Annotated in this window: 25 protein-coding genes and 1 tRNA gene; 11 read left to right on the forward strand and 15 right to left on the reverse strand. The window is 60.8% G+C overall.

The window, feature by feature from the left end; genetic code table 11:
- Positions 1 to 70: 70 nt before the first annotated feature.
- Positions 71 to 2152 (reverse strand): RTX toxin, encoded by a 2082-nt coding sequence (locus I6E81_RS11905; RefSeq protein ID WP_231604336.1) that lies wholly within the window; start codon positions 2150 to 2152, stop codon positions 71 to 73.
- Between the two features lie 372 nt (positions 2153 to 2524).
- On the opposite strand from I6E81_RS11905, the gene I6E81_RS11910 reads away from it, so the two are divergent.
- Positions 2525 to 4123: a LuxR C-terminal-related transcriptional regulator gene (locus I6E81_RS11910; protein ID WP_197108010.1), complete on the forward strand. Its 1599-nt coding sequence runs from the start codon at positions 2525 to 2527 to the stop codon at positions 4121 to 4123.
- A gap of 481 nt (positions 4124 to 4604) precedes the next feature.
- Here I6E81_RS11910 and rplL read toward each other — a convergent pair whose 3' ends face one another.
- The 4 genes from rplL to I6E81_RS11930 all read right to left on the reverse strand — a co-directional run bounded on the left by rplL (position 4605) and on the right by I6E81_RS11930 (position 8062).
- Positions 4605 to 4982 carry a 50S ribosomal protein L7/L12 gene (rplL, locus tag I6E81_RS11915; RefSeq protein ID WP_197108011.1) on the reverse strand — a complete coding sequence of 126 codons (378 nt, stop codon included), beginning with the start codon at positions 4980 to 4982 and terminating at the stop codon, positions 4605 to 4607.
- A gap of 39 nt (positions 4983 to 5021) precedes the next feature.
- Complete coding sequence (gene rplJ / locus I6E81_RS11920; protein WP_197108013.1) at positions 5022 to 5537, reverse strand: 50S ribosomal protein L10; 516 nt, start codon at positions 5535 to 5537, stop codon at positions 5022 to 5024.
- Between the two features lie 282 nt (positions 5538 to 5819).
- Complete coding sequence (locus I6E81_RS11925; protein ID WP_197108015.1) at positions 5820 to 7313, reverse strand: cell wall metabolism sensor histidine kinase WalK; 1494 nt, start codon at positions 7311 to 7313, stop codon at positions 5820 to 5822.
- On the reverse strand, positions 7310 to 8062 hold the full coding sequence (locus I6E81_RS11930; protein WP_197108016.1) for a response regulator transcription factor: 753 nt from the start codon (positions 8060 to 8062) through the stop codon (positions 7310 to 7312). The genes I6E81_RS11925 and I6E81_RS11930 overlap by 4 nt, the downstream gene beginning before the upstream one ends.
- Before the next feature lie 177 nt (positions 8063 to 8239).
- On the opposite strand from I6E81_RS11930, the gene I6E81_RS11935 reads away from it, so the two are divergent.
- Both I6E81_RS11935 and I6E81_RS11940 read left to right on the forward strand, forming a co-directional pair.
- Entirely contained in the window at positions 8240 to 9748 is a 1509-nt protein-coding gene (locus tag I6E81_RS11935) for an ABC transporter permease (RefSeq protein WP_197108018.1), read from the forward strand.
- Between the two features lie 35 nt (positions 9749 to 9783).
- A complete protein-coding gene (locus I6E81_RS11940) occupies positions 9784 to 10455 on the forward strand; it encodes an ABC transporter ATP-binding protein (protein WP_197108020.1) in 672 nt (223 codons plus the stop codon).
- A gap of 36 nt (positions 10456 to 10491) precedes the next feature.
- On the opposite strand, the gene I6E81_RS11945 is transcribed toward I6E81_RS11940, so the two are convergent.
- Positions 10492 to 11823: an MATE family efflux transporter gene (locus I6E81_RS11945; RefSeq protein WP_197108022.1), complete on the reverse strand. Its 1332-nt coding sequence runs from the start codon at positions 11821 to 11823 to the stop codon at positions 10492 to 10494.
- Positions 11824 to 11829: 6 nt separating this feature from the next.
- A complete protein-coding gene (locus tag I6E81_RS11950) occupies positions 11830 to 13215 on the reverse strand; it encodes a hypothetical protein (RefSeq protein ID WP_197108024.1) in 1386 nt (461 codons plus the stop codon).
- 138 nt (positions 13216 to 13353) lie between these two features.
- Between I6E81_RS11950 and I6E81_RS11955 the strand changes: the two genes are divergently transcribed.
- The gene (locus I6E81_RS11955) at positions 13354 to 13956 is read left to right on the forward strand and encodes a YqaJ viral recombinase family protein (protein ID WP_197108572.1); all 603 of its coding nucleotides are present in this window, start codon (positions 13354 to 13356) and stop codon (positions 13954 to 13956) included.
- A 22-nt stretch (positions 13957 to 13978) separates the two neighbouring features.
- Here the strand turns inward: I6E81_RS11955 and I6E81_RS11960 are convergent, their stop codons facing one another.
- The 7 genes from I6E81_RS11960 to I6E81_RS11990 form a co-directional block, all read right to left on the reverse strand.
- The gene (locus tag I6E81_RS11960) at positions 13979 to 14623 is read right to left on the reverse strand and encodes a DUF998 domain-containing protein (protein ID WP_307784153.1); all 645 of its coding nucleotides are present in this window, start codon (positions 14621 to 14623) and stop codon (positions 13979 to 13981) included.
- A 27-nt stretch (positions 14624 to 14650) separates the two neighbouring features.
- The gene (locus tag I6E81_RS11965) at positions 14651 to 15202 is read right to left on the reverse strand and encodes a GNAT family N-acetyltransferase (protein WP_197108028.1); all 552 of its coding nucleotides are present in this window, start codon (positions 15200 to 15202) and stop codon (positions 14651 to 14653) included.
- A 110-nt stretch (positions 15203 to 15312) separates the two neighbouring features.
- Positions 15313 to 16002, reverse strand: a complete 690-nt coding sequence (gene rplA, locus I6E81_RS11970) for a 50S ribosomal protein L1 (RefSeq protein WP_197108030.1) — start codon at positions 16000 to 16002, stop codon at positions 15313 to 15315.
- Positions 16002 to 16433 carry a 50S ribosomal protein L11 gene (rplK, locus tag I6E81_RS11975; protein ID WP_100389473.1) on the reverse strand — a complete coding sequence of 144 codons (432 nt, stop codon included), beginning with the start codon at positions 16431 to 16433 and terminating at the stop codon, positions 16002 to 16004. Before rplK ends, rplA begins: the two co-directional genes overlap by 1 nt.
- Before the next feature lie 86 nt (positions 16434 to 16519).
- A complete protein-coding gene (gene nusG / locus I6E81_RS11980) occupies positions 16520 to 17500 on the reverse strand; it encodes a transcription termination/antitermination protein NusG (protein WP_197108032.1) in 981 nt (326 codons plus the stop codon).
- Positions 17501 to 17557: 57 nt separating this feature from the next.
- Positions 17558 to 17839: a preprotein translocase subunit SecE gene (gene secE / locus I6E81_RS11985; RefSeq protein WP_197108034.1), complete on the reverse strand. Its 282-nt coding sequence runs from the start codon at positions 17837 to 17839 to the stop codon at positions 17558 to 17560.
- 63 nt (positions 17840 to 17902) lie between these two features.
- Positions 17903 to 17975: transfer RNA gene (locus I6E81_RS11990), tRNA-Trp, on the reverse strand.
- Between the two features lie 522 nt (positions 17976 to 18497).
- On the opposite strand from I6E81_RS11990, the gene I6E81_RS11995 reads away from it, so the two are divergent.
- From I6E81_RS11995 to I6E81_RS12005, 3 genes are all read left to right on the forward strand, one after another.
- The gene (locus I6E81_RS11995; protein ID WP_197108036.1) at positions 18498 to 20594 is read left to right on the forward strand and encodes a choice-of-anchor G family protein; all 2097 of its coding nucleotides are present in this window, start codon (positions 18498 to 18500) and stop codon (positions 20592 to 20594) included.
- 178 nt (positions 20595 to 20772) lie between these two features.
- Positions 20773 to 21969, forward strand: a complete 1197-nt coding sequence (locus I6E81_RS12000) for a pyridoxal phosphate-dependent aminotransferase (RefSeq protein ID WP_197108038.1) — start codon at positions 20773 to 20775, stop codon at positions 21967 to 21969.
- 30 nt (positions 21970 to 21999) lie between these two features.
- A complete protein-coding gene (locus tag I6E81_RS12005) occupies positions 22000 to 22668 on the forward strand; it encodes a HEAT repeat domain-containing protein (protein ID WP_197108041.1) in 669 nt (222 codons plus the stop codon).
- A gap of 38 nt (positions 22669 to 22706) precedes the next feature.
- On the opposite strand, the gene I6E81_RS12010 is transcribed toward I6E81_RS12005, so the two are convergent.
- Complete coding sequence (locus I6E81_RS12010) at positions 22707 to 23171, reverse strand: hypothetical protein (RefSeq protein ID WP_197108043.1); 465 nt, start codon at positions 23169 to 23171, stop codon at positions 22707 to 22709.
- 146 nt (positions 23172 to 23317) lie between these two features.
- On the opposite strand from I6E81_RS12010, the gene I6E81_RS12015 reads away from it, so the two are divergent.
- Genes I6E81_RS12015 through I6E81_RS12030 form a run of 4 tightly spaced genes read left to right on the forward strand, consistent with a single transcriptional unit; the run spans position 23318 to position 26834 of the window.
- Entirely contained in the window at positions 23318 to 24193 is an 876-nt protein-coding gene (locus I6E81_RS12015) for an ABC transporter ATP-binding protein (protein ID WP_197108045.1), read from the forward strand.
- Positions 24190 to 25053, forward strand: a complete 864-nt coding sequence (locus tag I6E81_RS12020) for an ABC transporter permease (RefSeq protein ID WP_231600038.1) — start codon at positions 24190 to 24192, stop codon at positions 25051 to 25053. Before I6E81_RS12015 ends, I6E81_RS12020 begins: the two co-directional genes overlap by 4 nt.
- Complete coding sequence (locus tag I6E81_RS12025; protein WP_197108047.1) at positions 25054 to 26208, forward strand: sensor histidine kinase; 1155 nt, start codon at positions 25054 to 25056, stop codon at positions 26206 to 26208.
- The gene (locus tag I6E81_RS12030; RefSeq protein WP_197108049.1) at positions 26205 to 26834 is read left to right on the forward strand and encodes a response regulator transcription factor; all 630 of its coding nucleotides are present in this window, start codon (positions 26205 to 26207) and stop codon (positions 26832 to 26834) included. The genes I6E81_RS12025 and I6E81_RS12030 overlap by 4 nt, the downstream gene beginning before the upstream one ends.

The raw sequence follows: 26834 nt of genomic DNA on the forward strand, positions 1-26834 counted from the left end.
AGTGCGCTGTGCGAGAAACCTCACACGGGAGTTCGGCGGGCAACTAGGGTTGCCCGCCGAACAGTCAGGATCAGTTTCCGCGAACTACCGAACGTCGTCGCGCAACGCTGAACCCTACGAGCACCAATCCGAGCTGCAGGAACCCGAGTCCAGCCAGTGTCGGAGCGATTGTGCTCGAGCCTGTGTATGCCAGGGTAGGCAGATCTCCAACCGGCAATGCCAGAGTAGGCAGATCTCCAACCGGCAATGCCAGCGTTGGCAAATCAACTGTCGGGGTATCCGTTACCGGGGGAACCACGGTGGGCGGCTCCTCAGGGGGAAGCGGGAAGGTGGGCAGGTCGCACACCTCCAGCGTGATCGAGTCTTTCGCACTCAACGTGTTGTCTGCGTTCACGATCGACACCGTGTAAGTCTCGCCGTTCGGCACGTCGGTGATGGTGAGCGCATGAGTCGGGAGATCGGCCTCGAAGGTGATCGGAGCAAGACCGTCAACAGGCTTGCCAGTGGAGTGCGTAACTACGGTGACCGTGTAGCTCTGGCCAACAGCTAGGTCGCTTGCCGATACAGCTATCGTTGAGGCACCCAAAACATCACACTCTGTCTGCATGAGCATCACGGTTGGGTTACTAGGGCACACATCCAAGTACATGTCTGCCGCAGCAGTCACTGTCGGGTTCGACTTCGTGTCGGTCACGATGACTCGGTAGGTGTTCTCTGGCTCGAGACCCTCGAAGGTGAACTTCTGAGGTTTTCCGGTGCTGGAGTCAAGCTTCTGGGCTTTACCCACGAGAACGTTGTCAAGCATGAGCGCAACGGTATAGTCGCGGCCAGCAGCGTAGTGCGAAACGGTAGCAGTAAGCGAAGCGTTTTCACCCGGTGCGGTGCACTGTTCGGCAGTCAGCTGAACCGTGGTCTCGTTAGTCGCACAGGACACCAGAGTGACGGTAGCGCTGTTCGTGTAACTCGTCTGCACCGCGTCGGTCACTGTTGCGGTGTAGGTGCCGCCAGCCATTCCCGTCAGCTTTGCGTCGTAGCGGTCAGCGGTTGCAAAGTAGCCGTTCTCGGTGAGGACGGGCTTCTTTGCGGAGTCGACCACAACAATGTTGTAGGTGCGTCCGGGAACGAGTCCCTCAACCGCAATCGTGATTTCACCTTCAGCATCGGTCGAGACCGCGTCGCACTGCGTTGCCAAGAGAGTCGGCTTCGCTATTGCTTCGGGGCACGGCAAGAAGGTGTGCGTGTTGCTCTGCTCAGGCGTCGCGTTTGCCTGGCTGGTGTCTACGATCGTCGCGAAGTAACTCGCGGAAGGGGTCGCTTGGGACTTGTACGAGCCGGTCGCCGCGCTAGCGGTGAAGGTGTAGCTGTCAACAACGGCATTCGAACTGGCGTTCACGATATCGATGCGGTATTCGCGACCAGCTACGAGAGAACTGACGTTCACCTTGATAGAGGCGCCTTCACCGTTTACCGTGCATTCATTAGCGACGATAGCGATACCTGACGATGCGGGGCACGCAAGCGATTGGACCGTCTTGCATGCCATCAGCGAACGATTCGTCGTATCGATGAGCGTCACGGTGTAAGCAGCTCCGGCGATGGCCGTTTCCCAGGTGTAGCTACCGGTGGTCTGCTTGGGGACATACGTGACAGTTTTCGAGTTGCCAAGGTTGTCAGAGAGAGTGAGCTCGTACTTGCGGTCAGCTACGAGGCCCTTGAAAGTAGCGGTGATGTCTGTTGATCCACCGGGCACTTCGCAGCTCGAGGCGGCCACGCTGACGATGCTCTGTGCGACGCACGGTTCGGAGGTCTTGGTCCACGTGCGGTTCCAGCTCGAGTTTGTGGGGTTGTTCCACGCGGTCACCGATGCGGTGAAGGTGTGGGCTTCGGTGGAGTTGGGGAACGCGAAGAAGTGCGATCCGTTCTTGCTGAACTCAATAACCTGCTGCTTGCCACCCTCAAGTTGGAACTTGATGAGGTTCTGCTGGCCTTCGCCTGAGCCGCTAGCTTCGTAGTAACGACCAGTAACGGTTACACCTTCACACGTAACGTCGATGCTCGGCGTGTGCGCTTCGGCTGCGGAGGAGACAGAAACAACTGCCAGTCCAGAACCGACCACAAGTGCGAGAGCGACCATGGCGGAGATGCCACGCATGTCTCGCAACGACCAACGCTTACGTTGCTGGCCAGTGGCCTTATCGAATCGGGGGCTTCGATTTGCGGCGCGCCAGCGCGCCAAAAAGTTATTCACTTCGGGTTTCGCTCTCGGGTAACGAGGGACCTGGAACTATTCGAACCAATACGCTGGGGGGCGCGTTAGCCCGGCGGGGGATTCCGGGTAGCTCTATCGGGATTTGTCACACGTTCGGGGGTCAAGAATGCGACGTGCCTATTATGGGGGGTCGTGAGGAAATAATGCAAGCGCGGCGCGCGGAGGGAGTAGTCTGTAAATCCTCGCGTCACCCACCCGACCAGGCGAGATCTTCGAACTCATCGAGACAGCTGTCTCGAAGGGGGGAATACAGCAATGGCGACAGCCGACGTTAGCGCGCTCGAACGCGCTTTCGATGCTGCCCGCTCCGCAGGAGACTTCACGCTTGCACTCGACGAACTGAGCGAAGCGTGGCCCCGAGTGGTGAGTACGGCAGGTGCTTCACTGCGCACAATGCTCGACTCCACCCCAGACGATTTGTGGCACAGTGACCCGTGGTTGATTACCTGCTACGCGTCAAGTTTCCGTTCAGCAGACACTGCGAGCCGCACTACAGCGCTCCCGTACTACGAAGCCGCTTTCGCGCTCCTCACCCCCGAGACCCCCGCGTTCGTGCGTGCGACCCTATATGTGCGATATGCGGCAGCTCTTCGCTCGCTTGGCCGCCTCAATGACGCTCTCGCCGCGATCACAAGCGCGAGTGCCATCGCGGATAGTCGCGATGTCATCCCGCTCGCCCGGCGCGTTCCGCTCACCGCAGAGATTGCGCTTCAGCGCGGAGCAATCGCTCTCCACGGTGGCGATTTCGATCGGGCAAAAGCAGATTTCCGCTTAGCCGGCTCGCTCGCGGAAACGAATCTGAGTGTTGCAAATCAGCTGGAAGTTTTCGGATGCCTCGCTCTCATCCAACTCCTCATGGGCGACTTTGAGCATGCCCTCAGCTACGTGGCCAGAGCCGAATCCACGGGGGCTAGCCCTGCGCTGCGCGACAGCAGATTCAACGCCCCGGCTCTGATCACCGAGCTGTTGATCGGCGCCATGCAGCGCGGCACAGACTCCGTCGGACCGCTCGTAGACAGGCTGCAGAAAGCCATTCGAGAGAGCGACTGGGAACCGTTAGGGCTCTACGCACAAGCCTTCACTGAACTCTTCGTCGGAAACGCCCATGAAGGTCTAGAAAAGCTTCGGCTAGCGCTCTTCTCGCTCGATGAATGGCAGCCCGTCGGCTTCGTTGATTCTGAGATTCGAGGACTGCGCGCCGCCGCTTTTCTGCAACTCGGCGACAGCGGGGCAGCCTGGGATGTGCTCGCCAGCCTCTCCCCCACCCAGCACCACACCGTCTGCCCTAGCCGGCTTGTAGCTCACTTGCGCTTCGTCACCGGCGACGCCCGAGGTGCTCTGGATGCGCTGCGCGAATGTGAGGCTTTGGGCGATAATCACTCAAGTCGCACGCTTGCCGATGTCTTTCTCGTGAAGGCTGCTGCGCATCTTTCCCTCGGTGGCGAGGAACAATCGGATGTTGCCTTCGACCGCGCCCTACGCCTGGCTGCGCGCAACCGCATGCACAGCCCATTCCGCCTTATTCCCAGCGAAGTGGTTCAAGAAATGCTCACTCGCGCATCGACGCGAAGCCAGCCGCTTGAAGTTGGAGCGCTCATCAAACGACTCGACGGCCTTACGGTCGTCCTCGTACGGCGTGACTCACTAGCCCTGAGCGACCGAGAACGCTCAATCGCCCGCGAACTCGTCCGCGGGAGCAACTCAGCAGAGATCGCGGAAACGCTCTTCATTTCGGTGAATACAGTGAAATCTCACCTCAAGAGCATTTACCGAAAACTGGGGGTGACATCGCGAGTCGAGGCAATCCACAAGTCCCGCGAGTTAGGCCTTCAGGTGGATATCACCCGCGACTAACCCTCTATTCACCCTCGCCGCTGTTGCTGCGTAACTTTCACCTCGATAGGTTAGTGACACCACTTCCGCTAGCCCCGTATTCTTTACGCGCCTAGCGGTCTCGTGCCGAAACATCCGCCTCCGGAACCTGATCCCTGGTGTCAACGGATTCGGCACGTTGGTGGGGCGCCCGGCTGGTTACCAGGCGCCCCACCCCCTCTCTCACACCGGTTCTCCTCTGAGACACTTTCCCCGGCAGTGTTCTTGTTAGCCCTGCGCCCGCTCCCGCAACAAGCCTTGGGGCGTGCTCTCATCACACACGCGCCCCGCTATCCGCACGCATCCACACATCCACACATGACGCCGCAGACCGCCCTCTCCGCCCCTCCCGGGCGAACCGCGACCCGAGTGTTGATTAACGCAGAAAGGCGCCACCCCGAAGGGTGACGCCTTTCTGGCAAGTAAGTCTCTAAAGAGACTCGAACCTAGTTAAAGGATTCGACTACTTAAGGGTTACGGTTGCGCCGGCTTCTTCAAGAGCAGCCTTTGCCTTCTCAGCGGTCTCCTTGTTTGCACCCTCGAGTACAGCCTTGGGAGCGCCGTCAACGACTGCCTTCGCCTCTCCGAGACCGAGGCTCGTGAGTGCGCGCACCTCCTTGATAACCTGGATCTTCTTCTCGCCAGCAGCTTCGAGGATGACGTCGAAGGAATCCTTCTCTTCAACCTCTTCAGCAGCAGCAGCAGGTGCAGCAGCAGCAGCAACCGGAGCAGCAGCAGTAACTTCGAAGACCTCTTCGAACTTCTTAACGAAGTCGCTGAGCTCGATGAGGGTCAGTTCCTTGAAGGCCTCGATGAGGTCGTCGCTTGACATTTTCGCCATGATTTTCTCCTATATTTCTTAAGCTAATTAACCCGCGCGTTACTGCGCGGAATCCTGCTTCTCGCGCAGCGCGTCGACCGTGCGAACGGCCTGAGCGAGCGGTGCGTTGAACAGATACGCGGCGCCGAACAGTGAAGCCTTGGCTGCTCCAGCAAACTTCGCAAGGAGCACCTCCCGACTTTCCAGTGCGGCCAGCTTGTTGACCTCTTCAGCGGTGAGCGCGTTACCGTCAAAGTAACCACCCTTCACCACGAGAAGAGGGTTTGCCTTGGCAAAGTCACGCATAGCCTTCGCAACGGCGACAGGGTCTCCGTGTACGAATGCGATTGCAGACGGACCAACGAGCTCTTCGTCGAACGACGAAATGCCTGCTGCGTTAGCTGCAATCTTTGTCAGCGTGTTCTTCACCACGGCGTATGTTGCGTGCTCACTGATTGACTTGCGCAGCGTCTTGAGCTGGGCAACAGTGAGTCCGCGATACTCGGTTAGCAGAACGGCGGTCGAGTTGCGGAAAAGATCCGTAAGCTCGGCGACCGATGCTTCCTTGTTCGCCATGGTGCTCCCTACTGGTTGATGTGTGTCTGCCTCAGAGCCGCACGGAAGTGTAAAGAGTGGCTGGAGAAAAGAAAAAGCTCCGGCCCTACTGCGCTAACACAGAGGCACGGAGCTGAGTTGCGGCCAGAACTGGCCGAAAAACTACTTCACACACCTGCGCTGGCCTTCGTTTTCACGAACTTCGATCACACACACTTTCGCGCATGCAAACGACCGGCGGTCTTTGGCTTCGATAAGAGTACGTGATGGGGAGCATCTGCGCAAACCAGCAGAAGCCCTCAGCTAAAGAACAACGCCCGCCGGCAGCTCAATGCGGAATACCGTATTGCCCGGCTCACTCGTAACTGAGCTCGAACCGCCATGCGCCTCGATTACCGCAGCAACGATAGCGAGGCCCAGCCCAGTGCTCCCCGCAGCGCGCGAGCGTGAACTGTCCCCACGTACGAAGCGTTCGAAGACCGTCGCCTGCAACTCATCAGCAATGCCAGGACCGGTGTCTCGGATTTCGATGACGGCGCGATCTGCCTCCAACGTCAAACACGCGGTAACCGTGGTGCCCGCGGGAGTATGCACTCGCGCATTGGCGAGTAGGTTGGCGACGACCTGATGCAATCGCGCGTTGTCGCCGCTGACCACTATCGAGTCATCCGGAAGTTCAAGCTCCCACACATGGTCGGGGCCAGCCACATGGGCATCCCCGACTGCGTCGATAAGGAGTCGAGAGAGATCGACAGAGGCATGCTCAACTGGCGCAGCTTCATCGAGGCGGGCCAACAGGAGCAAGCTTTCAACGAGACCGGTCATGCGCACGGACTCTGACTCGATGCGGCCGATCGCGTGAGCAACGTCATCCGGAATCTCATGGCCACCACGGCGGGTGAGCTCGGCATAGCCACGGATCGAGGCCAGCGGCGTGCGCAACTCATGGCTCGCATCGGCCACAAAAGAACGCACTTTCTTCTCACTGGCTTCACGAGCGGAGAGGGCGGATGCCACATGCTCCAGCAGTCGGTTGAGAGCGGATCCCACTTGCCCCACTTCGGTGCGCGGGTCGGCGTCATCGGCCGAGACTCGTTCTGCGAGCGCGACAGCACCGCGGTCAAGTTGGAGCTCAGACACCCGTGTTGCGGTGCTCGCGACTCGCTCAAGCGGGCGAAGGGCGAAGCGCACAGCGATAGCTCCAGCGATGGCGGCAATGACAATTGCAAGCAGGCCGATTACGACAACAAGGATGGTGAGTTGAAGAACTGTCGCGCGCACGTCAGATAGCGGCAGGGCGACGATCAATGACTCCCCGGTCGCGGCATTGTGTGATGCGATGACCCGGTAGTCGCCGAGGTCGCCGCCCAACGAGACGGTCGTGGGTTCGTCGATTTGTGCAAGTCCGGCCAGCGAATCGAGTTGGGTTTCCGTTAGCGGTGACGAGGCTCCCTTGTTACCGAGAACTCCGGCAGTGATCTCACCGTTTGCGCTCACTAGACCCGCAATGGTTCCTTCCCGTTGCCCAGGAAGAGCAAGAAAATCGCGTGCTGGTGGCGGCCTGCTCTGGTCGGTGGTTTCCCGAATATCGAGGGCGCCCTGAGAACGATTCGTCGCCAACTCAAGCTGATCATCGAGCCGATTCACGAGAAAACCCTGAAGGGCCAACACGCTGACGACACCGATAAGAATCGCGGCAAGCGCAATAAGAGCAGCGCTGCCAAGCACCAAACGCTTGCGGAGACTCAGCGGCGGACGTCGTGTGCCCGGAGCCCGGACCTCTCGAGGTCTGGTCATTCCGGAGCTCGCAGCATGTAACCAACCCCGCGCACGGTTTGGATCATGGGCGGGCCAAGAACATCGACCTTCTTGCGAAGGTAAGAAATATAGATTTCGACCACGCTAGCTTTGCCCCCAAAGTCGTAACTCCACACCCGGTCGAGGATCTGGGCTCGGCTCAGAACGCGACGTGGGTTACGCATAAGGTATCGCAACAGTTCGAACTCGGTGGCCGTGAGCTCGATCGCTGTGCCGGCGCGGCTTACTTCATAGGTGCTTTCATCGAGGCTCAAGTCGCCGACTTCGATGATGGGGTTAGCCTCCCCCGAGATCGTGAGCGCTGAACGACGCAACAACGCCCGCAATCGCGCAACAAGCTCTTCGAGGCTGAACGGCTTCGTGACGTAGTCGTCGCCGCCCACCGTGAGACCGGCAATGCGGTCGTCAACGGAGTCTTTGGCGGTGAGAAAAAGAATCGGGGTTTGGATGCCATCCGCCCGCAAGCGAGAAAGCACAGAGAGGCCATCGAGGCCAGGAAGCATGATGTCGAGAACGACGACGTCTGGCTTGAACTCGCGGATAGTCGACAGCGCTTGTGGACCATCGGACGCGAGCCGAACATCCCACCCCTCATAGCGCAGCGCCATCGAGAGTAAATCGGTGAGCGAGTCTTCATCGTCGACCACAACCGCACGAATAGCGGTTCCATCGGCGCGGCTGAGGCGCGGTTGAGCCTGGACGGCGGGGAGGTGGTGTGACTGGGTCATGTCGTCTAGTTATTCGGAGTTTCCTATGAAATTTCTGTGCGCCATCGATGCAACTGCCACACGTCCACGGGCTTACGACCTTCAAAGCCCACTCTCAGCCTTGCCATAGAGCCCTGATAGACGACGTTTCTAGGTTTGTGTCAACTACCGCACCGTCCGCATCACCCGAGGAGACCCATGTTCGGAACGTACCTGTATCGAGAGCTCAGCAATCGACGCAAACAAACAGCCATTATCGCGGCCGGAATGGCTCTTGCCATTGCCCTTGTCATGATCGTCAATGGAGTAGCCGCCGGCGTCAAGGATGCCCAAGCTACCGTGCTGGCCTCGGTCTACGGCGTCGGCACCGACATCACCATCACGCAAGACCCCGCACAACCAGTCGAAGGCGAAGAAGGCCAGGCGCAACAACAGCAGCCCCGCTTCGAATTCGGCGCTGATGACGGCGAAACGACAGACGGCACCACCGCCATCAGCCAGTCCCGCCTCACCAGCGGCATCGCCAGCACCACCTTCGATGCGGATGCCCTCACCACAGCACAGGGCCTCGACACCGTAGCCGCAGCTACCGCCACGCTGGCCCTCACCAACGTGAGCTTCAGCGGCGAAGTAGCAGCGCCCGATGCCGCAACCGAACAAGGCACAGGACAGGAAGGTGCAGTTCCAGGAGAAGGTGCAGCACAGGGCGGCCGCGGCGGCCCAGACGGAGCAGGCGGAAGCGCCTTCGACGTTGACACCTTCACCGTCACCGGAATTGACGTTGCTGGCGAAAGCGTCGGCCCCCTCACCTCCGTAGAACTTGTCGATGGCCGCGCCTTCGAGACGAGCGACAGCGACTCCAACGTCGTCATCCTCGACACGAGCTACGCCACCACGAGCTCACTCGCCGTCGACGACACCCTCGAGATCGGTGGCGAAGAATTCACCATCATCGGTACCGTCACCTCGACCTCGTCTGACGCGACTACGGCATCCAACACCTACATTCCGCTCGATACCGCTCAGCGTGTAGCTGACCTTGAAGGTCAGGTCTCCACTGTCTACGTGCAGGCAGCAAGCTCAACAGACATCGCGAGTGTTCAGTCAGCACTGCAAACTGCGCTTCCGGATGCCTCAGTGAAGACCCAAGAAGACCTCGCCTCGAGCGTTTCTGGTTCGCTTTCCACCGCCTCCGACCTCGTCGGAAAGCTCGGAACGTGGCTGTCGATCATCGTGCTCGCCGCTGCCTTCCTCATCTCCGTACTGCTCACCACGTCGGGCGTAGCCCGTCGCACCCGTGAGTTCGGAACTCTGAAAGCAATCGGCTGGAACAATGGCGCCGTGGTGCGTCAAGTTGCCGGCGAATCACTCGTGCAGGGCGCCATCGGTGGAGTGATCGGAGTCGTCGTCGGTTTGCTCGGCATCCTCTCCATCAATCTCATCGCTCCGGTGCTCAGCGCGAGCGCAGTCGCCACAACAGCGGTTGCAGGCCAGGGTGCCGGTCAGGGCGGAGGCGGAAACCGCTTCGGTGATGCCGCAACCACGGCAGCCGCAACGACCGATATCGCTCTCCAGATTCCCGTGACCTTCGGAATCATCGGCATCGCTGTAGCTCTCGCCATCGCGGGAGGTCTCATCGCCGGAGCATTCGGTGGATGGCGTGCAGCACGACTTCGCCCGGCCGAAGCTCTCCGCAGCGTCGCCTGATCCCCCACACCCTGTAGACCTCAAGGAGACTTTCTATGTATGAACTCAACGAACTTACAAAAACCTACGAAACCAAGCGGGGCACGGTAACGGCCCTTAACAAGGTGAGTTTGACCATCCCGACCGGACAGATGGTGGCCATCCAAGGCCCCACCGGTGGTGGAAAATCGACGCTGCTGCAAATGTTGGGCGCTCTCGAACGTCCAACCAGTGGCACCGTCACCCTCGGCGATGACGAACTTTCGAAGATGCCAGATTCTCGGCTCGCTGAAATTCGCGCCCGCACAATCGGGTTCGTCTTTCAAGGCTTCAACCTCATCCCCACCCTCACTGCTCAAGAGAATGTGGAGACGGCGCTAGCTCCTCTCGGGCTTTCCAGCGCGGATCGCAAGAGTCGGGCCACGGCGGCTCTGGAGAAAGTGGGCTTGGGCGAGCGCCTCACCCACCACCCCTCTGAGCTTTCAGGCGGTCAGCAGCAGCGTGTTGCGATCGCTCGTGCCCTCGTGAAGGAGCCGACCGTGCTGCTTGCCGATGAGCCGACCGGAAACCTTGATGAGCAGACCCGTGACGAAATCATGGAATTACTCGAGGGGCTGTGGCGGGATCAGGGCCTCACTCTCATCATCGTCACTCACGACTCAGCCGTCGCGAAGCGTGCCGAGCGCCGACTGACGCTGAAGCACGGTGCGGTGACCGAGAAGAAGTAGCAGGGTCGTATCCCTCGGACGGGCGGCGCGTGGTCTCTAGCGCGTCGCCCCAGGGATCAGCCAGCGATCGCCTCGCGCACGGATGCCCAGAGTGACAGCGCGGGCACCGATATAGCCGAGACCAAAAGCGAACCACAGGGCCACGATCGCGGACACGGCTGTGAGGTGTGCCGTGTCGACCCACCACAGCAGGGGCACGTAGACCGCCAGATTGATGAGGCCAGTGAGCGCCAGATAGCGCGCATCCCCCGCGCCGATCAATACGCCATCGAGCACGAACACAAAGCCCGCGATCGGAATGCCGAGGGCAAGCACCGGCAGAAGCGCCGCCAAGCCGCTCTGCACTTCTGGGTCTGAACTAAACGCAAAACCGATCCACGGTGACGACACAAGAACCATGACTCCGAGAACGACACCGCTGCCGATTCCAAGCTCGATAAGGCGCCGCGTAATGGCACGGGCGCGCGGGAGGTCGCTCGCCCCCAGTTCTTTACCGATCATCGCTTGCCCCGCGATCGCCAGCGCATCAAGCACAAAGGCGAGCGTCGCGAAGATCGTGAGTGCGATCTGAACCGTCGCAAGCTCGGGCACTCCGAAGCTCGTGGCGACGGCTATCGTGGCGAGCATCGCTGCCCGCAAAGACGCTGTGCGCAACAGAAGCCAAGCTCCTGCATGGCCAGCCAACAGCATGCCTGTCGCGTGCGGTCGAAGCCGGGCACCCTCGCGACGGGCAAGAGTGACGAGCATCACAAGGTAGGCGGCAGCCATACCCCAACTTGCGACGACGGTACCGATTGCTGACCCTGCAACGCCCCAGCCGAAACCGTAAATGAAGAGTGTGTTGAGCAGCGCATTCGAGACAAACCCGGCAACGGCAACCACGAGCGGGGTGCGCGTATCCTGCAATCCCCGCAGCAATCCGGATGCCGCGAAGGTGATGAGCATCGCGGGCAAGCCCAGGATCGAAATTGACAGGTATTCGGTGGCGTAGCCGACGACACTGGCATCCGGGTTGAAGAGGCTAATCAGCCAGGGAGTGGTGGGGATGCCGACCGCCACGAGCACGACGCCGAGTGCGATGGCCAGCCACACGCCATCAACGCCGGCGGCGACAGCACGCGCCCGATTGCCGACCCCCAGCCAGCGAGCGACTGCGGGAGTGGTGGAATACGCCAGAAAAATGAGGAGCCCGACGGCCGTCTGCAGCACAGCACTCGCGACGCTCAAGCCGCCAAGTTGGGCACTGCCGAGGTGCCCCACGAGGGCGGTGTCGGTGAGCAGAAAGATCGGTTCCGCCACAAGCGCGCCCAGCGCCGGCACGGCAAGGCGACGGATGTCACGATCAAGTGGAGAGTGCAGCAATCCCACGGTTGTCTAGTCTGCTGCGCTATCGGTCGCGTCTGCGCCCGCGGACTGTGAAGTGGGTTTCGGTACAGGCGTTTTCGGCGCAGGCTTCTTTGGCGCAGGCTTCTTTGTGGCTGGTTTGCTCGCGGCCGGCTTTTTCGCGGCTGATTCGCTCGTGGTCGGCTTGCTTGCGGCCGGTTGGGGCGCACGCTTCTTCGCTGCAGGTTTCGCTGCAGCGGGCTTCGACGCTGCCGTGGTCGCCGTGGCTGTCGCGGACTGTGAAGTGGGTTTCGCCGGAGTCTTCGGCGCTGTCGGGGCGGAAGACTTCTTCACCGAAGTTGTCGTGGCCTTAGCAGCGGATGCCTTCGGAGCTGCCGCTTTCTTCGCAGGCGCCTTTTTCGCTGGGGCTTTCTTCGCTGGCGCTCGCTTCGCGGCAGGTTTCTTCACTGCGGCGGTTGCCGCCTGTACTCCAGCGACCTCGTCCGTAATCTCGCTCTCAACCGCGATCTCATCGTCAACAGAAGTTGGCGGCGCTGTGCCCGCGGGCACAGCGGTCTCTAACGCAACATCCGATTCCGTGGCGTCGCTGTCGCCAGCCGAGGCGGCTTCGTCGTTAGCTTCGTCAGTGTCGACTGCCGGTCCGTCTTTTGCGGCGCGACGTTCACGGCGTTCGCGCACCTGACCGACGACCGTCGGAATGAGCAGGACCAACAACACCACGACGATTGTCGTCACGATCAGCACCACAGACTGCACTGAGCCTTGGTCGGGCTGTGGCGTCTCGTCGACGACCTCAACGAGACGCGTGGACACGATGGGTTGGTATGCCTCGAGCGTCATCTCTCCCGCTACCTCGCTAGAGCCACGAACAAGGGGCGTGATCACGCCGTCAAGGAGGCTGAACCAGGCACCGGTCTCGGGTTCCTGCACAAGAGTTGCATCGTCGTCGACATCGTCAAGTGCAAGCGCAACGCCGGGGCGGCGAATGAAGTCAATCATTTCGGGGTCAACGGTCGCGGGATCAATGCCGATCATTGCGACGCCGACGGGCTCTTCTCCGATTGTCACCGGGACCATCCAACGGTTTACGTACTGCACCGGAGTCTCTGTCGATTGGCCCGAGTGATAATCGTTCGACCACAAGAAGACACGATCAATGGCTCCGAGCTCGATTCCATTGGTGAAATCTAGTCCGCTGCCGCGTTGATTCTGCCCAAAAAACTCTTCGAGTTCCAAGAGCAACCCGTCATCAGCGTTGGCGAACAGCGTGACATCCGGCGGCGTCGAACCCACGGATGCCGAAGCACCGACAACCGGCACCAGCGTCACGATTGCCACCATTGCAGCCGCGGCTACTCCGACCCAGCGACGACGGAAGCTCGGGGTTGACGCTGTGTCGGGGTGCATGGCTGGCATGGGCCTAGTCTGCCAGTTCGTACCGGCATTGAATGCGCGGACGCGTGCCTCGTGGCCACTTGGCAACGACGAATCCCTCCTTTCCCTGTCGTGCGCGCACGCGATGCCACCGGTACGGGAGACAATAGGGGTGTGACTATGCAACCGGAACTCGATCTTTGGGAGCCGGTTGCGCCCAATCATCGCGACCGCATTGTTGCCCATTCTGAGGATCGAGTCGCGTGGCTTCGTGCCCGCAGTCGTGGCGTGACAGCAACGGATGCCGCCCGCCTAGCCACAGAACAATCCTTGCGTGCTGTTGTGGAGAGCAAGCTTCTCGGCTCCGGTTTCAGCGGCAACGCGTTCACTGATCATGGCCGCGCTCGGGAACCAGAAATCGCACGCTGGGTGCTGGGTGCGCACGGCATCCAGTCAAGTTCGGCGCTCTATCACGCCCACGATCAGCCCCTGCATTTAGCAACTCCCGACGGCGTCTCGGTGCTTGATGGTTCGCTCGTGCTTTCGGAGATCAAGACGACGGCGAAAGCGTGGCGCACCATCCCGCGCTCGTACCTGCGTCAGGTCTGGTGGCAACAGTATGTGCTGGGCGCTGACCGCACGCTCGTAGTGTGGGAGCAACACACTGACTTTGTTCCCGTGCATTCTGAGCCGAAGTGCCAGTGGGTTGAGCGCGACGAAGATCAGATCCACACCCTGGTGGGCTTGGCCGATCGACTACTCGATCTCATGCGAGCACCCTAGCCCTCTGTACTCAGCGAGCTCGTTACTCGCGTGCAGTGCGAGACAGCGCGCGAGCAGCAATCACTGTGCCGAGGATGATGAGCCACGCAATCGCAATCGTCGTGGCAACAAATTCAAGCCTGCTGCCGAGCACAACCTGAAAGCGGAAGAGCGAAAAGAGCCCACCCGTTCCCGCAATTACTGCGACCGCAACGGCGGTGATGAGTGACATTCTTGCGAGCACACGGTGTTCCCGCGCGAACGAGGTTTGGATCATCGCCCAACATGCTGCTGCGAATGCAATGACCGCCGCCATGGTGTGCGTGAAGTCTTGCCAGGTGAAACTCGGTCCGTAGGGTAACGGGCAGCCAGAAGTGCAGGTCACTTGCGATGCAATCAAGAAGAAGCCGCACCCCACCCAGAGAGATAACGCTGGCGAACCGAAAGAGAGCAATGGCGGCCAGGCGCGCACCCGTCGGGCGCTCCACGCAACTGCTGAGCCACCGCCCACAATGAGCAAGAGCGCGATCTCAAAGGCGGCCGCTGTAGGTTCGCCTTCCGCGCCCAACTCGCTGACATACAGCTCTCGGGGCACTATGAGCCGAGACGCCCAAATGACGACAAGCGCGATGCCGACAGCGACACTGCCGACGACGGCAGCGACTCCCTCAATGGCAGCGGTTGACACGCGCTGCGGCGCAATAGTAGTCATTGACTACTGGGCGGACAGCGGTTCGTTGAGCGAAAGCTGACGCACGAAGTCGTCTTCCCAGCGCTCTCCGACAAGAAACTTTTTGGTGCCGGCGAGCTCGAAGCCCATCTTTTCGTAGAAACGATTGGCGCGAGCATTCTCCTGATTCACGCCCAGCCACATCCCGGCAAAGCCTTGATCGCGAGCCCACGCGATTCCCGTACCGATCAACGCGGGCGCGACGCCAGCGCCGTGAAAGAGGCCGAGAACGTAGCATTTACTGAGCTCTACTGTGGGGTGAAGGGTAAGCACCTGGGCGACATCCGGATCACTGGGCCCGGCGGCAGAAAACAGCGCGTAGCCGGCGGGCTGGCCATCTACCTCGGCGAGAAGAACCTCGCGGGCAGGGTCAGTGAGGTAGTGACGGAACGCCGACACCGAAAGGTGTTCTGCGATGTAGGACGCGATCGCTTCGAGCGTTGTTGTGGCAGGGCACGCCAACGGAAAAGTCTGGCGAGCGATCTCGTGGAGCAACTCGGCGTCACTCTCGATAGCGCGGCGAACAGTGGTGGTCACAACAAGGCTCCCTACGGCAGATACTGACCAGCATATTCCCCAAGCACAATGCCTAGGGAATGCAAAAAACGGGGGCCGGCGCAAGCCGACCCCCGTTCATTTAAGCAGTATTAGATCGAGTTGATGTCGACCGGGATGCCAGGACCGAAGGTGGTCGAAACCGTTGCCTTCGTGATGTAGCGACCCTTGGAAGAGCTGGGCTTTGCGCGCAGAACCTCGTCGAGTGCTGCCTTGATGTTCTCGTCAAGCTGCTCAGCCGTGAAGCCAGCCTTGCCCACGATGAAGTGAACGTTGGAGTGCTTGTCAACGCGGAATTCGATCTTTCCGCCCTTGATCTCCGAGACAGCCTTCGCGGTGTCAGGGGTAACCGTTCCGGTCTTCGGGTTTGGCATGAGGCCACGCGGACCAAGAACCTTACCCAAACGACCAACCTGGCCCATGAGCTCGGGGGTCGAAACTGCTGCATCGAAGCTGGTGTAGCCAGCGGCTACCTTCTCGATGAGCTCCGAGCCACCAACCTCGTCAGCGCCAGCAGCGATTGCTGCTTCTGCTGCAGGACCGGTTGCGAAAACAATAACGCGAGCAGTCTTACCCGTGCCGTGAGGCAGGATAACGGTGCCACGAACCATCTGGTCAGCCTTGCGAGGGTCTACACCCAAGCGAAGAGCAACCTCAACGGTGGAGTCGAACTTCTTCGAGCTCATTTCGCGAGCAACAGAGACAGCCTCGGTGGGCGTGTAGAACTTGCCCTCTTCGAGCTTCTCAGCGGCGGACTTGTATGCCTTGGAATTCTTGGACATTATGCCTCCACCGTGATTCCCATCGAGCGAGCGGTGCCCGCGATGATCTTCATTGCGCCGTCGATGTCGTTGGCGTTGAGGTCAGCCATCTTCTGCTCGGCGATCGTACGTACCTGGTCTTTGGTGAGCTGCGCAACCTTGACGGTGTGCGGCGTGCCCGAACCCTTTGCAACTCCAGCAGCCTTCTTGATGAGCTCTGCTGCCGGCGGGGTCTTGAGGATGAACGTGAACGAACGGTCCTCGTACACGGTGATCTCTACCGGGATAACGTTTCCACGCTGAGCCTCGGTAGCGGCGTTGTACGCCTTGCAGAACTCCATGATGTTAACGCCGTGCTGTCCCAGCGCAGGCCCGATGGGCGGTGCGGGGTTAGCGGCGCCGGCTTGGATCTGAAGCTTAATCAGACCTGTAACCTTCTTTTTCGGTGCCATTGTGTTTCCTTTTCAGTACGAACTGACCCGTGTGGCCAGCTCTCCCGCACCCGAAGGGCGCGGTGGTTTTTTAGGGGCGTAAGCCCTTAAAGCTTGGTGACCTGATCGAAGCTGAGCTCGACCGGGGTCTCGCGCTCGAAGAGGGAAACCAGAACGATGAGCTTTCCGCTCTCCGCCTTGATCTCGCTGATCGAACCGGGAAGGCCCGCGAACGAACCCTCCTTGATGGTGATGGTCTCGCCGATCTCAAAGTCGATCTCTGCGGGGATAGCGCGTGCAGCCGTCTTGCTCTTCTGCGATGCGCCCTTAGCAACAGGAGCTTCAACGATCTCAACAAGGCTCTTCAGCATGTTGAATGCTTCTTCGAAACGCAGCGGTACGGGGTTGTGGGCGTTGCCCACGAAGCCAGTAACACCGGGAGTGTGACGAACAACCGACCAGCTGTCTTCGTTGAGGTCCATGCGAACCAGAACGTAGCCGGGGATACGAACACGGTTAACGAGCTTGCGCTGACCGTTCTTGATCTCGACAACATCTTCCATCGGAACCTCGACCTGGAAGACGTAATCTTCCATCGCCATGGAAACCTTGCGGTTCTCGATATTGTGCTTGACGCGCTTTTCGAAACCAGCGTAGGAGTGGATGACGTACCACTTGCCTGGCTGCAGGCGCAGATCCATGCGGAATTCGGCGTACGGGTCGACCTCAACCTCTTCGCCCTCGACTGCCTCAGCAGCGTCGGTGCCTTCCGCTTCAGCGTCATCCGCTGCTTCGTCATCGGTTGCAGCAACAGAAGCGTCAGCCTCTGCAGCGTTATCGATGTCGAGCGCGTCGTTTACTTCAGCATCTGCTGCAGGGTCGACTGCGGCATCCAAAGCCTCAAGGAGACCAGCAAGATCGGCGTCGACATCAGCCGAGTCGCCTTCAACGTGCATTGCCTGGTGCTCGGCGGAGTCTTCTGAACGCTCTGCCGCAGCCAAGGTGTTACCCGTCTGCGCCTCATCCTCCTCGGAGGACTGCTCTGCTGCCGTAGCGAGCTCGGAGTCTTCGCGGTGGTTCTCGGACACTAAATCTCTTTTCGTTGCTCTGCAGTTCGGCCGTAACCGCTGCGGTTTATGAAGGGCTTAGACGACCAGGTTCGGGTCGCCGAACAAGAAGTTCACCAACGCGCTAAACCCAAAGTCGAGGGCCGAAACGATACCCATCATGATGATGACGAACACAAGAACAACGAGAGTAAAGCTGACCAGCTCGCGCCGAGTCGGAGTTACTACCTTCTTGAGTTCGTTAATAACTTGGCGGATGAAGAGTGTCATGCGGCCGAAGGGTCCACGACGTTGCGCGCTCTCCTTCTTCGCCTTGGCGACGACGTCCTCGCTGGGCTCGTCTACGTCTTTCTTGGCCACTCTTACTACCTTCCGATACTTCGGCTTACTCGACCCGCTCCGTTTCTCACAGAGAGGGACTTGCAGGGCGGACAGGACTCGAACCTGCAACCTGCGGTTTTGGAGACCGCTGCTCTACCAATTGAGCCACCACCCTTTGCAAGAGATCGAAATCTCTTACCCACACTTTCGCACAAACACTACGACACATCCACATTGAGAAGTGAGGAGCAGGCGCGCGAAAGTATGGCAGTTATCAACAACCTGAACAAGTGTACGTCATCCTGAGCCGTCCCGCAGTGCCCACTCCCCCCTGTAGAGAGATCAACACAGAGAACCAGCAGAAATGGGCGGCAATTCGCCCGCTTCTTCACCCGCCGTTGGGGTCTCTCAGAAAAAGTTTTCAAGAAAGTTTGAAAACCCGCGTCATAACCGAGGGGGGTCTCAGTCTCTCTATGCAAGCAGGGCAAACCAACCCTTCTTATTCGGGCATTACCAGCACCACCATTCGGGCACCATCACGCGAGACCTCACCATCTCGCCGCACAACTCAAAAAACCAGCACCACCACATGGGCAAGCGAAGCTGAGATCAGGCAGTAGTTCGTGGCACAACCCTCAGGTTGGCCTCATCGTCGTATCAGCTTCCTTATCCGAACAGGATCAGGAAGGTACCAGTCGTGTTTACACAACACATCCCGCGCACTGGGAAGCCAGTCGGGAACACCAAGCACACCCCAGCAGTCCGTTTCGGAGCGGCTCTGGGAACCGTAGCCCTCGTATCGGGCTTCACTCTTATTGCACCCGTTGCAGCAAGCGCAGAGGAGACCACCGGCGCCTCCTACGCTTACGCAGAATTCCTTTCCGGCGATGTGCTCGGAACGGACCTCGGCAACGTTGCGGGTCTCGGCCAAGTCGTCGCCACCAACAACGGCAATCAGCCACGACAGGTTCACCGCGATCCCCTCACTGTTGACGCTCTTGGCGCAACCGTGCTCCACCAGCCAGGCGGCCTGCAGCTGCCCCTTCTCGACGTAGTGGATGCCGGTGTCGTCAACCAGTACGCCGAAGCCGACAAGAACGGCGAATCATTCGCTTCCACCGGAGCCATTCAGGACGACGGCGGAATCGGCATCGGCAACGTTGCTTCCGGCCCCGCCGGCGACCTCACGCTCGACTTGGACAGCCTCCTCGACAACGAGTTCGCTTCGGTACTCACCGACCTCAAGCTCGATCTGGATGCCGTTTCCGCTCGCGCTGACGGAAACATGACGTCAGCATCCGGCGATTACACCCTCGCCGACGCAACACTCAGCTTCTCCAGCCCCGCCATCAGCAAGCTGACCAGCAAGGTCACTTCTGCATTGAGCGGCGTTGACAGCAAACTGGTCAGCTTGGGCGGCGATAACGGCGCTCTCGGCAACTCAATCGACGGCATCCTCGACCCTGTTCTTGGAGTGGTCGGCTCCTCGGCCGACGTCAAGGTCGTTGTTGATGCAGACCTCGACAAAGCCGTGAGTTCACTGCTCAAGGGCAGCTACGGCAACGGCGGCGTCAGCTTCAACCTCGAAACTGGCGCAGTCATGGTTGACCTCGAGACTCTCCTCGGCAGCGACCTCAACGATCTTCCGCCGAACACGGAGTTGCTGACGGATGTTGTCGTCAACAAGATCCTCACCGGCATCAGCGAAACCGTTGCCACTCTCGCCGACGACATCGTTGATCGCGTCGAGCTGGCTCTGCGCGACGCCAACGTTGAGGTGTCGGCGAAGCTGAACCTTCTGACCGCACAGGACCCCGTGCAAAACACGGTGTGCCGCGACATCCGGGTACCGATCATCGGTGACATTCTCAACGGAGACTCGACGGGCGGCGGGCTCGTCGGCGGACTCCTCGGTGGGCTCACTGGCGGCCTCACAGACGGTGTCACGCAGGGCATCATCGGCTACACAACGGACACCGTGTGCGACCTCGTCGACACTGTTCTTCCCGACCTCCGCAGCACCGTGGACGTCAGCATCATCGGAAACGTTGACGATCTCATCAACGGCACTGCAGTCTCTGCGAAGGCGAACATCTCGCTGCTCGGTGGAACGGTCAAAACCGGCCTCAACGTTAAGACGCTGATCGGTAGCCTCGGCCAGAGCCTCAACACGTCGCTCTTCTCCAACGGCGGAGTAGTGACCTCGCTCGTCAACAGCCTCAACACCGGCCTCGTGAATCCCGCTGTCACCGGCCTCCTCGGTAACAACTCAGTAGCGACAGTGCTCCGCGATCTGGTCTCCATCAAGGTCAACGTGCAAGAGCAATGGACATCGACCGGTGCAGTCTCAGGCGACATGTTCAGCGAAACCGCAGTGCGCATGTCCGTCGGATCAGGGCTCACCACAGCGGGGCTCTCCAGCGCCGGCGGCCTCCTGAACGGTGCACTCGGCCAGGCAACAGCGGCCCCGAGCTTCGCTTCGACTGGAGTTGCAACACTCAATGTGGCTCGCGCCGTTGTTGGACCCAACGTTCAGACCGTCGTTGATCCTGGATGCACCGAAAACTGTGGAACCGGTGGAGACCCCGATGGCGACCCTGACCCCTGTGTCGGTATCTGCGTCGTTGGTGATTCGGACTTCCTCGACCTTCCGACCTATGCCCTCGGTGGGCAGCTCGCATACACCGGTGCCGGTGTTGCGACGCTCCTCGCCCTCATCGTCGCGTTGTTGGCAGCGGGTGCCTACTTCGCGCGTCAGGGTTACCTACGTACACACCCCAAGTCCGAGCTCTAGGACTGCGTAAGTAACCTCTAGCGGCCGGAGCTTATCGTCCCCCCAGGATCACAGCTCCGGCCGCTTCCCTCTGCCCCTACCGCGTTCTCGCGGTAGGGGCAGTCTTCTGCGCCAGCGCTGCTCTCGCTGGGTAGGCAATCTCTGGGCATCCGCCCTCCTGAAGCCATACACTTGAAGGGTGACCTCACCTCGCCTCTCCGCCAGAATTTCCGCCATCGCCGAGTCAGCCACCCTCAAGGTGGATGCCAAGGCCAAGTCGCTTCTTGCGGCAGGGCGGCCCATCATTAGCTATGCGGCTGGCGAACCCGACTTCGCGACTCCCGCGAACATCGTGGCTGCGGCGTCCACAGCAGTGCTCGACCCCAAGAACCACCGCTACACGCCAGCAGCCGGCCTGCCCGAACTTCGTGAAGCAATCGCTGCCAAGACGTTGCGCGACAGCGGCCTTGAGGTCGGCATCAATCAGGTTGTTGTCACCAACGGCGGCAAGCAAGCCGTCTACCAAGCTTTCGCGACCCTTGTTGATCAGGGCGACGAAGTCATCGTTCCGACGCCGTACTGGACCACCTACCCCGAAGCGATCAAGCTCGCCGGCGGCACCATGGTCGAGGTTTTTGCTGGCGCAGACCAGGGTTACCTCGTGACCGTGGAACAGCTCGAAGCCGCTCGCACCGAGAACACCAAGGTGCTGCTCTTCGTTTCGCCATCGAACCCCACCGGTGCCGTCTACACCCCCGAGCAGACCAAAGCCATTGGCGAATGGGCGCTCGAGCACGGCATCTGGGTGATCAGCGATGACATCTACCAAAACCTCGTCTACGACGGAGTGCGTGCCGTCTCCATCGTTGAGGTTGTTCCGGCACTCGCGGACACCACCATCCTCGTCAACGGTGTCGCCAAGAGCTACTCGATGACCGGCTGGCGCCTCGGCTGGATGGTCGGCCCCGTCGACGCCATGAAGGGCGCTGCGAACCTGCAGTCACACCTCACGAGCAACGTCTCCAACATCTCGCAGCGCGCTGCCATCGAAGCCCTGACCGGCCCGCAAGACGCCGTGGAAGAAATGCGTCTCGCGTTCGACCGCCGCCGCAAGCTCATGGTCTCCGAACTCAACAAGATCGACGGCATCAACTGCCCAACACCCCAGGGCGCGTTCTACGTGTACCCGGATGTTTCCGGCTTGCTGAACCGCGAATGGGACGGAGTCACTCCGACCACAAGCCTCGAACTTGCCGACCTGATTCTCGAGAAGGCCGAAGTTGCGGTCATCCCCGGAGAAGCGTTTGGGCCAAGCGGTTACCTCCGCCTCTCCTACGCCCTCGGCGACGACGCCCTCCTCGAAGGCGTGCAGCGCTTACAGAAGCTTTTTAGCTAACCGAACCGCCCTCGGGGCGGTGGAGGAATTATGGATGCGACACCGCCGCTCGATGCGGCAGGCCGGTTGAACGTAGCCCTCACCGCCGCGCTTCCCTCCCAACGGCTTCAGGCTGCCCTCTCCGCCGGAACGCACCCGCGAGACGAGTTCGTGCGCCTGCTGCTAGAGCGGTGCGCGATCGAACCCGACCTCAACGTTCGCGAGACGCTCACGTGGGCGCTCATGCGGCATCCGTCGTCGATTACCGTGCCACTGCTGATTGCCGAAACACGATCCGCGACAGCGCAGGCGCGCAGCCAAGCGCTGCACACTCTCTCGAAGATCGGTGACCCCGCCGGGTGGGAAGCGATCACCCCTGAGCTGCTGAACGACTCGGCTGAGGCGGTGGCCCGCACCGCGTGGCGCGTTGCAACGGTACTGGTGCCCCACGGTAGCGAAACGGAACTTGCGAGAGCGCTCGTGGCGCACCTCGGTCGGGGCGAGCGCGAAGCCCACATGAGTCTCAGCCGATCCCTCGTGGCACTCGGAGAGCACGCCGCCGCGCTGCTGAACGACATCGCCGAGAACGGCGCAGGCGATGAGCGGCTTCACGCCATGACCACGCTGCTGCTGTGCGAATCTCCCGACGACGGCTATGAAGCGGCGCTATTCGACGCGGAGTTGCGGGTGCTGTTGGCGGATGCCGGCGCGGGCGAATAGCCTGCCGTTCGCCGTGCGCCGTGCGCCGTGCGCCGTTACTAGCGTCCGGGAAGCTCGATCGTCACGGTGGTTCCGCCGTACCCGTTCGCTTGGTCTCGACCCTCGATCGTGACCTCGGCGATGCCCTCAGGAATTTCCACGCCCGGCTGGGTGCGGGTGAACGGCTGCTCGGCGGCGTGATCGTGGGTGAGCGTGTGCTCACCGAGCACCGTGCCATCGGGGGCGAGCACGCGCCATCCGTCGGCGTACTGCTCAGGGGTGTCGTACGGCGAGCTGATCGTGACCGCGAAGTCGAAAAGATTGGTGCCCGTTGGCGAGACGCTCACGTCTTCCACATCGGGGAAGAACGTGGCGGAGTCGGGGCTTGAGCTGGCTGGCGGTGTTGTGCTGAGTTCAGACGTGTTGTTCGAGGTGCTCGCAGCGGAGCATCCCGTCACGGCGAAGGTGACGGCGAGCGCGAGCGCCGCCAGAGCGGAGGTTCGGGAGCGGGCCGGCATGATCATGGTTCGACGGTAGCGGGACAGGCTGAACGTCACCGCCACACTGCGCACCCGCACTGCGCATCAACACTGCGTATCAACCGATCGGTTGATAGACCTCTAACCGTCTGCACCTGTCGCAGCTCGGCCAGACAAGCGACGATAGAAGCATGAACACCACCGCTCCCGTCGTGCAGGTCGAAAATCTGCGCAAAACCTACGGTTCGTTTGCCGCTGTTGACTCCGTCAGTTTTGAGATTCAGCGCGGCGAAACCTTCGCCCTGCTTGGTCCAAACGGTGCAGGCAAGTCGACCACGATCGAGATTCTCGAAGGCTACCGGGATCGAACCGGTGGCTCGGTGAGCGTGCTCGGCGTCGACCCCGGCAAGGGTGGCCTCGATTGGAAGGCGCGCCTCGGCATCGTGCTGCAGTCAAGCGGCGAGAGCGGCAACGTCTCGGTGCGCGAACAGCTCACCCACTTTGCTGGTTACTACCCCCACCCGCGCGACGTCGAAGAAGTTATCGCTTCAGTCGGTCTTGAAGAGAAGGCTGGCACGCTGATCCGCAAGCTTTCGGGCGGACAACGTCGACGAGTGGATGTCGCGCTCGGCATCATCGGAAGCCCCGAGCTGCTCTTTCTCGACGAACCAACCACAGGCTTTGACCCCGAGGCTCGTCAGCAGTTTTGGCAGCTGATTCGCTCGCTCAAGGCGGACGGCACGAGCATCCTCCTCACCACCCACTACCTCGACGAAGCGGCCCAGCTGGGCGACCGTGCCGGAGTAATCGCGGGTGGAAAAATGATCGACATCGGCGCTATCGACGAGATCGGCGGGCAAGAAGCGCGCACCCCCGTCGTGCGTTGGCGCGATGCCAACGGCAAGCATGAAGAGCGCACGCACGCCCCCGGCGCTGTCGTGGCATCCCTCATGGCGTCTGGCGTAGAACCGGCCGGGCTCGAAATTGTTCGCCCCAGTCTGGAAGACATCTATCTGCAGCTGGTCTCCGACCACGCGCACGCACGTGAAGTGGAGAACGCACGATGAGCACCACAACAACACCGACGGCCCCTGCTGCCAGCGCACCGAGCTTCGGTCTCGGAATCGGCCGCAGCCTCCGGCTCGGGTTCAGCCGCATCAAGCTCGAAGTGCGGAGCTACTTTCGCCAGGGCGACTCGGTCTTCTTCACCTTCCTCTTTCCTGTCGTCATGCTCACGATCTTCGCGGTCGCCTTCAGCGAGCAGAACTTCGGCACCGAAGAAGAGCCGCTCACCGCAGCTGCCTTCTACCTGCCAGGGATGATCGCCGCCGGCCTCCTTCTCAGTGGCCTGCAGAACATGGCGATCGACATTGCTATGGAACGCAGCGACGGCACCCTCAAACGTCTCGCCGGAACACCGCTGCCCGTAATGAGCTATTTCATCGGCAAGATCGGGCAAGTCTTCGTGACCGGCGTGCTGCAAGCTGCCCTCGTGATTCTGGTCGCGAGTGTCGCATTCGACGTCGAGCTGCCGAGCGAACCCAGCAAATGGCTGACTTTCGCCTGGGTCTTTGTGCTCGGTGTCACAACATCCGCCGTGCTCGGTATCGCACTGAGCGGCCTCCCCCGCAGCGGCAAAAGTGCCACTGCCGTCGTCATCCCCGTCGCGCTCGTGTTGCAGTTCATCTCCGGCGTGTACCTCGGCTTCTCGATGTTGCCTGAGTGGCTGCAAAACTTCGCCAGCATCTTCCCGCTCAAGTGGATGGCACAGGGGATGCGCGAAGTGTTCCTGCCGGCAAGCTTCGAAGTGATGGAGCAATCTGAAAGCTGGAACCTGCCAGGAGTCGCCATCGCCACCGGCCTCTGGTTGGTCATCGGTCTCATCGTGACGCGCATCACGTTCCGCTGGATCCGCAAGGATAGCTAAATGGGTTTCGCGCGTTGGATGAGCATTGCTGTGATCGTCACCACGGCGGTCATGGCAGTGCTTATCGTCGGCTCCAGTGGCTATGGCCCCGGTAGCCGACTCGGCGCTGCGGTGGCCCTCGCCGCCTTCGCTCTCGCCTGGTTCACGCTCGGCATCCGCGCCAGAGACAACAGCATTATCGCCGTCATCTACGTCGGTGTGCTCGTGGTTACCGTTGGTGCTGCCGTCGCCTTCATGCCGGTCATGGCCACACTGCAATCGCTGGCCTATCCCCTCGTCTGGGTGCTCGCCGAGCGCACGCGAAACGCCATCATCGGCAACGTCGCCCTCGCCCTCTCTGTCGGCGTCGGCTTTCTGATCAACATGGGCCTCAGCGCGGATGCCCTGCTCTACAGCAGCACAATCGTCGCCCTCTCGCTCATCTTCAGCCTCGCCCTCGGCCTCTGGATCACCCAAATCTCCACACTCAGCGACCAACGCCACGACCTCGTACTCGAACTGCACTCCACCCGCGACGAACTCGCCGCCATCAGTCGGGATGCCGGCGTCTCCAGCGAACGAGAGCGGCTTGCCCGCGAAATCCACGACACCATCGCGCAAGACCTCACCGGGCTAGTGCTCGTCGCCCAAAGAGCTAGGCGCGAACTCGACAACAACCACCCTGCCGCTGCAGCCGAACAACTTGAGCTGATTGAAGACAGTGCCCGCGCAGCACTCGCGGAGGCGCGCGCACTGGTGACGGCATCCGCTCCGGTAGGTCTCACGGGCGATGGCATCACTAGCGCTCTGACACGACTAGCTGAGCGTTACAGCCGCGAAACCCAACTGGCTGTAACCGTGGATGCCGAACAGCTGCCCGCGATGGCCCGCGAAACCGAGGTGGTCGTGTTGCGGTGCGCTCAGGAGGCTCTCGCTAATGTGCGCAAGCATGCTGAGGCCACTCGCGCGACGATCACAGTCTCTGCTGATGATGTGGGGCTGACGATTTCCGTCGCCGACGACGGCGTAGGCTTCGACCCCACCACCGCTCACCCCGGTTTCGGCCTCGAGGGGATGAGCGAACGTTTGGCTCTCGTCAACGGTCGTCTCGACGTTGATAGTTCGGCCGCCGGCACCACCGTGCGTGCCACCATTCCGAAGGAAGTTCTTGCATGATCCGTGTCGTTGTTGCCGACGATCATCCGATCGTCCGCAGTGGAATCGTCGGCCTGCTGGGGTCGGCGGATGACATCGAAGTCGTCGGAGAAGCCAGTGACGGCACCGAGGCGGTTGCCTTGGCCACGCAGCTCTCCCCCGACGTTGTGCTCATGGATTTGCGCATGCCCGGCCTCGGAGGCGCAGAAGCGACCGCGCAACTCGTGGCCGCACGCCCCGACGTCCGCGTGCTCATCCTCACGACCTACGAGTCTGACGAGAACATTCTGACCGCGATTGAGGCGGGAGCGAGCGGCTATCTGTTGAAGGCGGCACCGCAAGAGGAGATTCTGGCCGGGTTGCGTTCGGTCGCGCGCGGCGAAGTCGCTCTGGCTCCATCGATTGCGGCGCTGCTCGTGAACCGCATGCGTGAGCCGGCGAAGGTGACACTGAGCGACCGTGAGACTCAAGTGCTGGCACTTGTGGCGGAGGGCAACAGCAACCGAAAAATTGCCGCAGCTCTGTTCGTGAGCGAGGCGACCGTGAAGACACACCTCATCCATGTCTTCGAGAAGCTCGACGTGAAGGACCGTACGCGGGCCGTCACGAAGGCAATGGAGTTGGGGCTGCTGCCTCGCTCGCATTAG

The organism is Salinibacterium sp. NG22, assembly GCF_015864925.1.
In the GTDB taxonomy this organism is placed as follows: domain Bacteria; phylum Actinomycetota; class Actinomycetes; order Actinomycetales; family Microbacteriaceae; genus Rhodoglobus.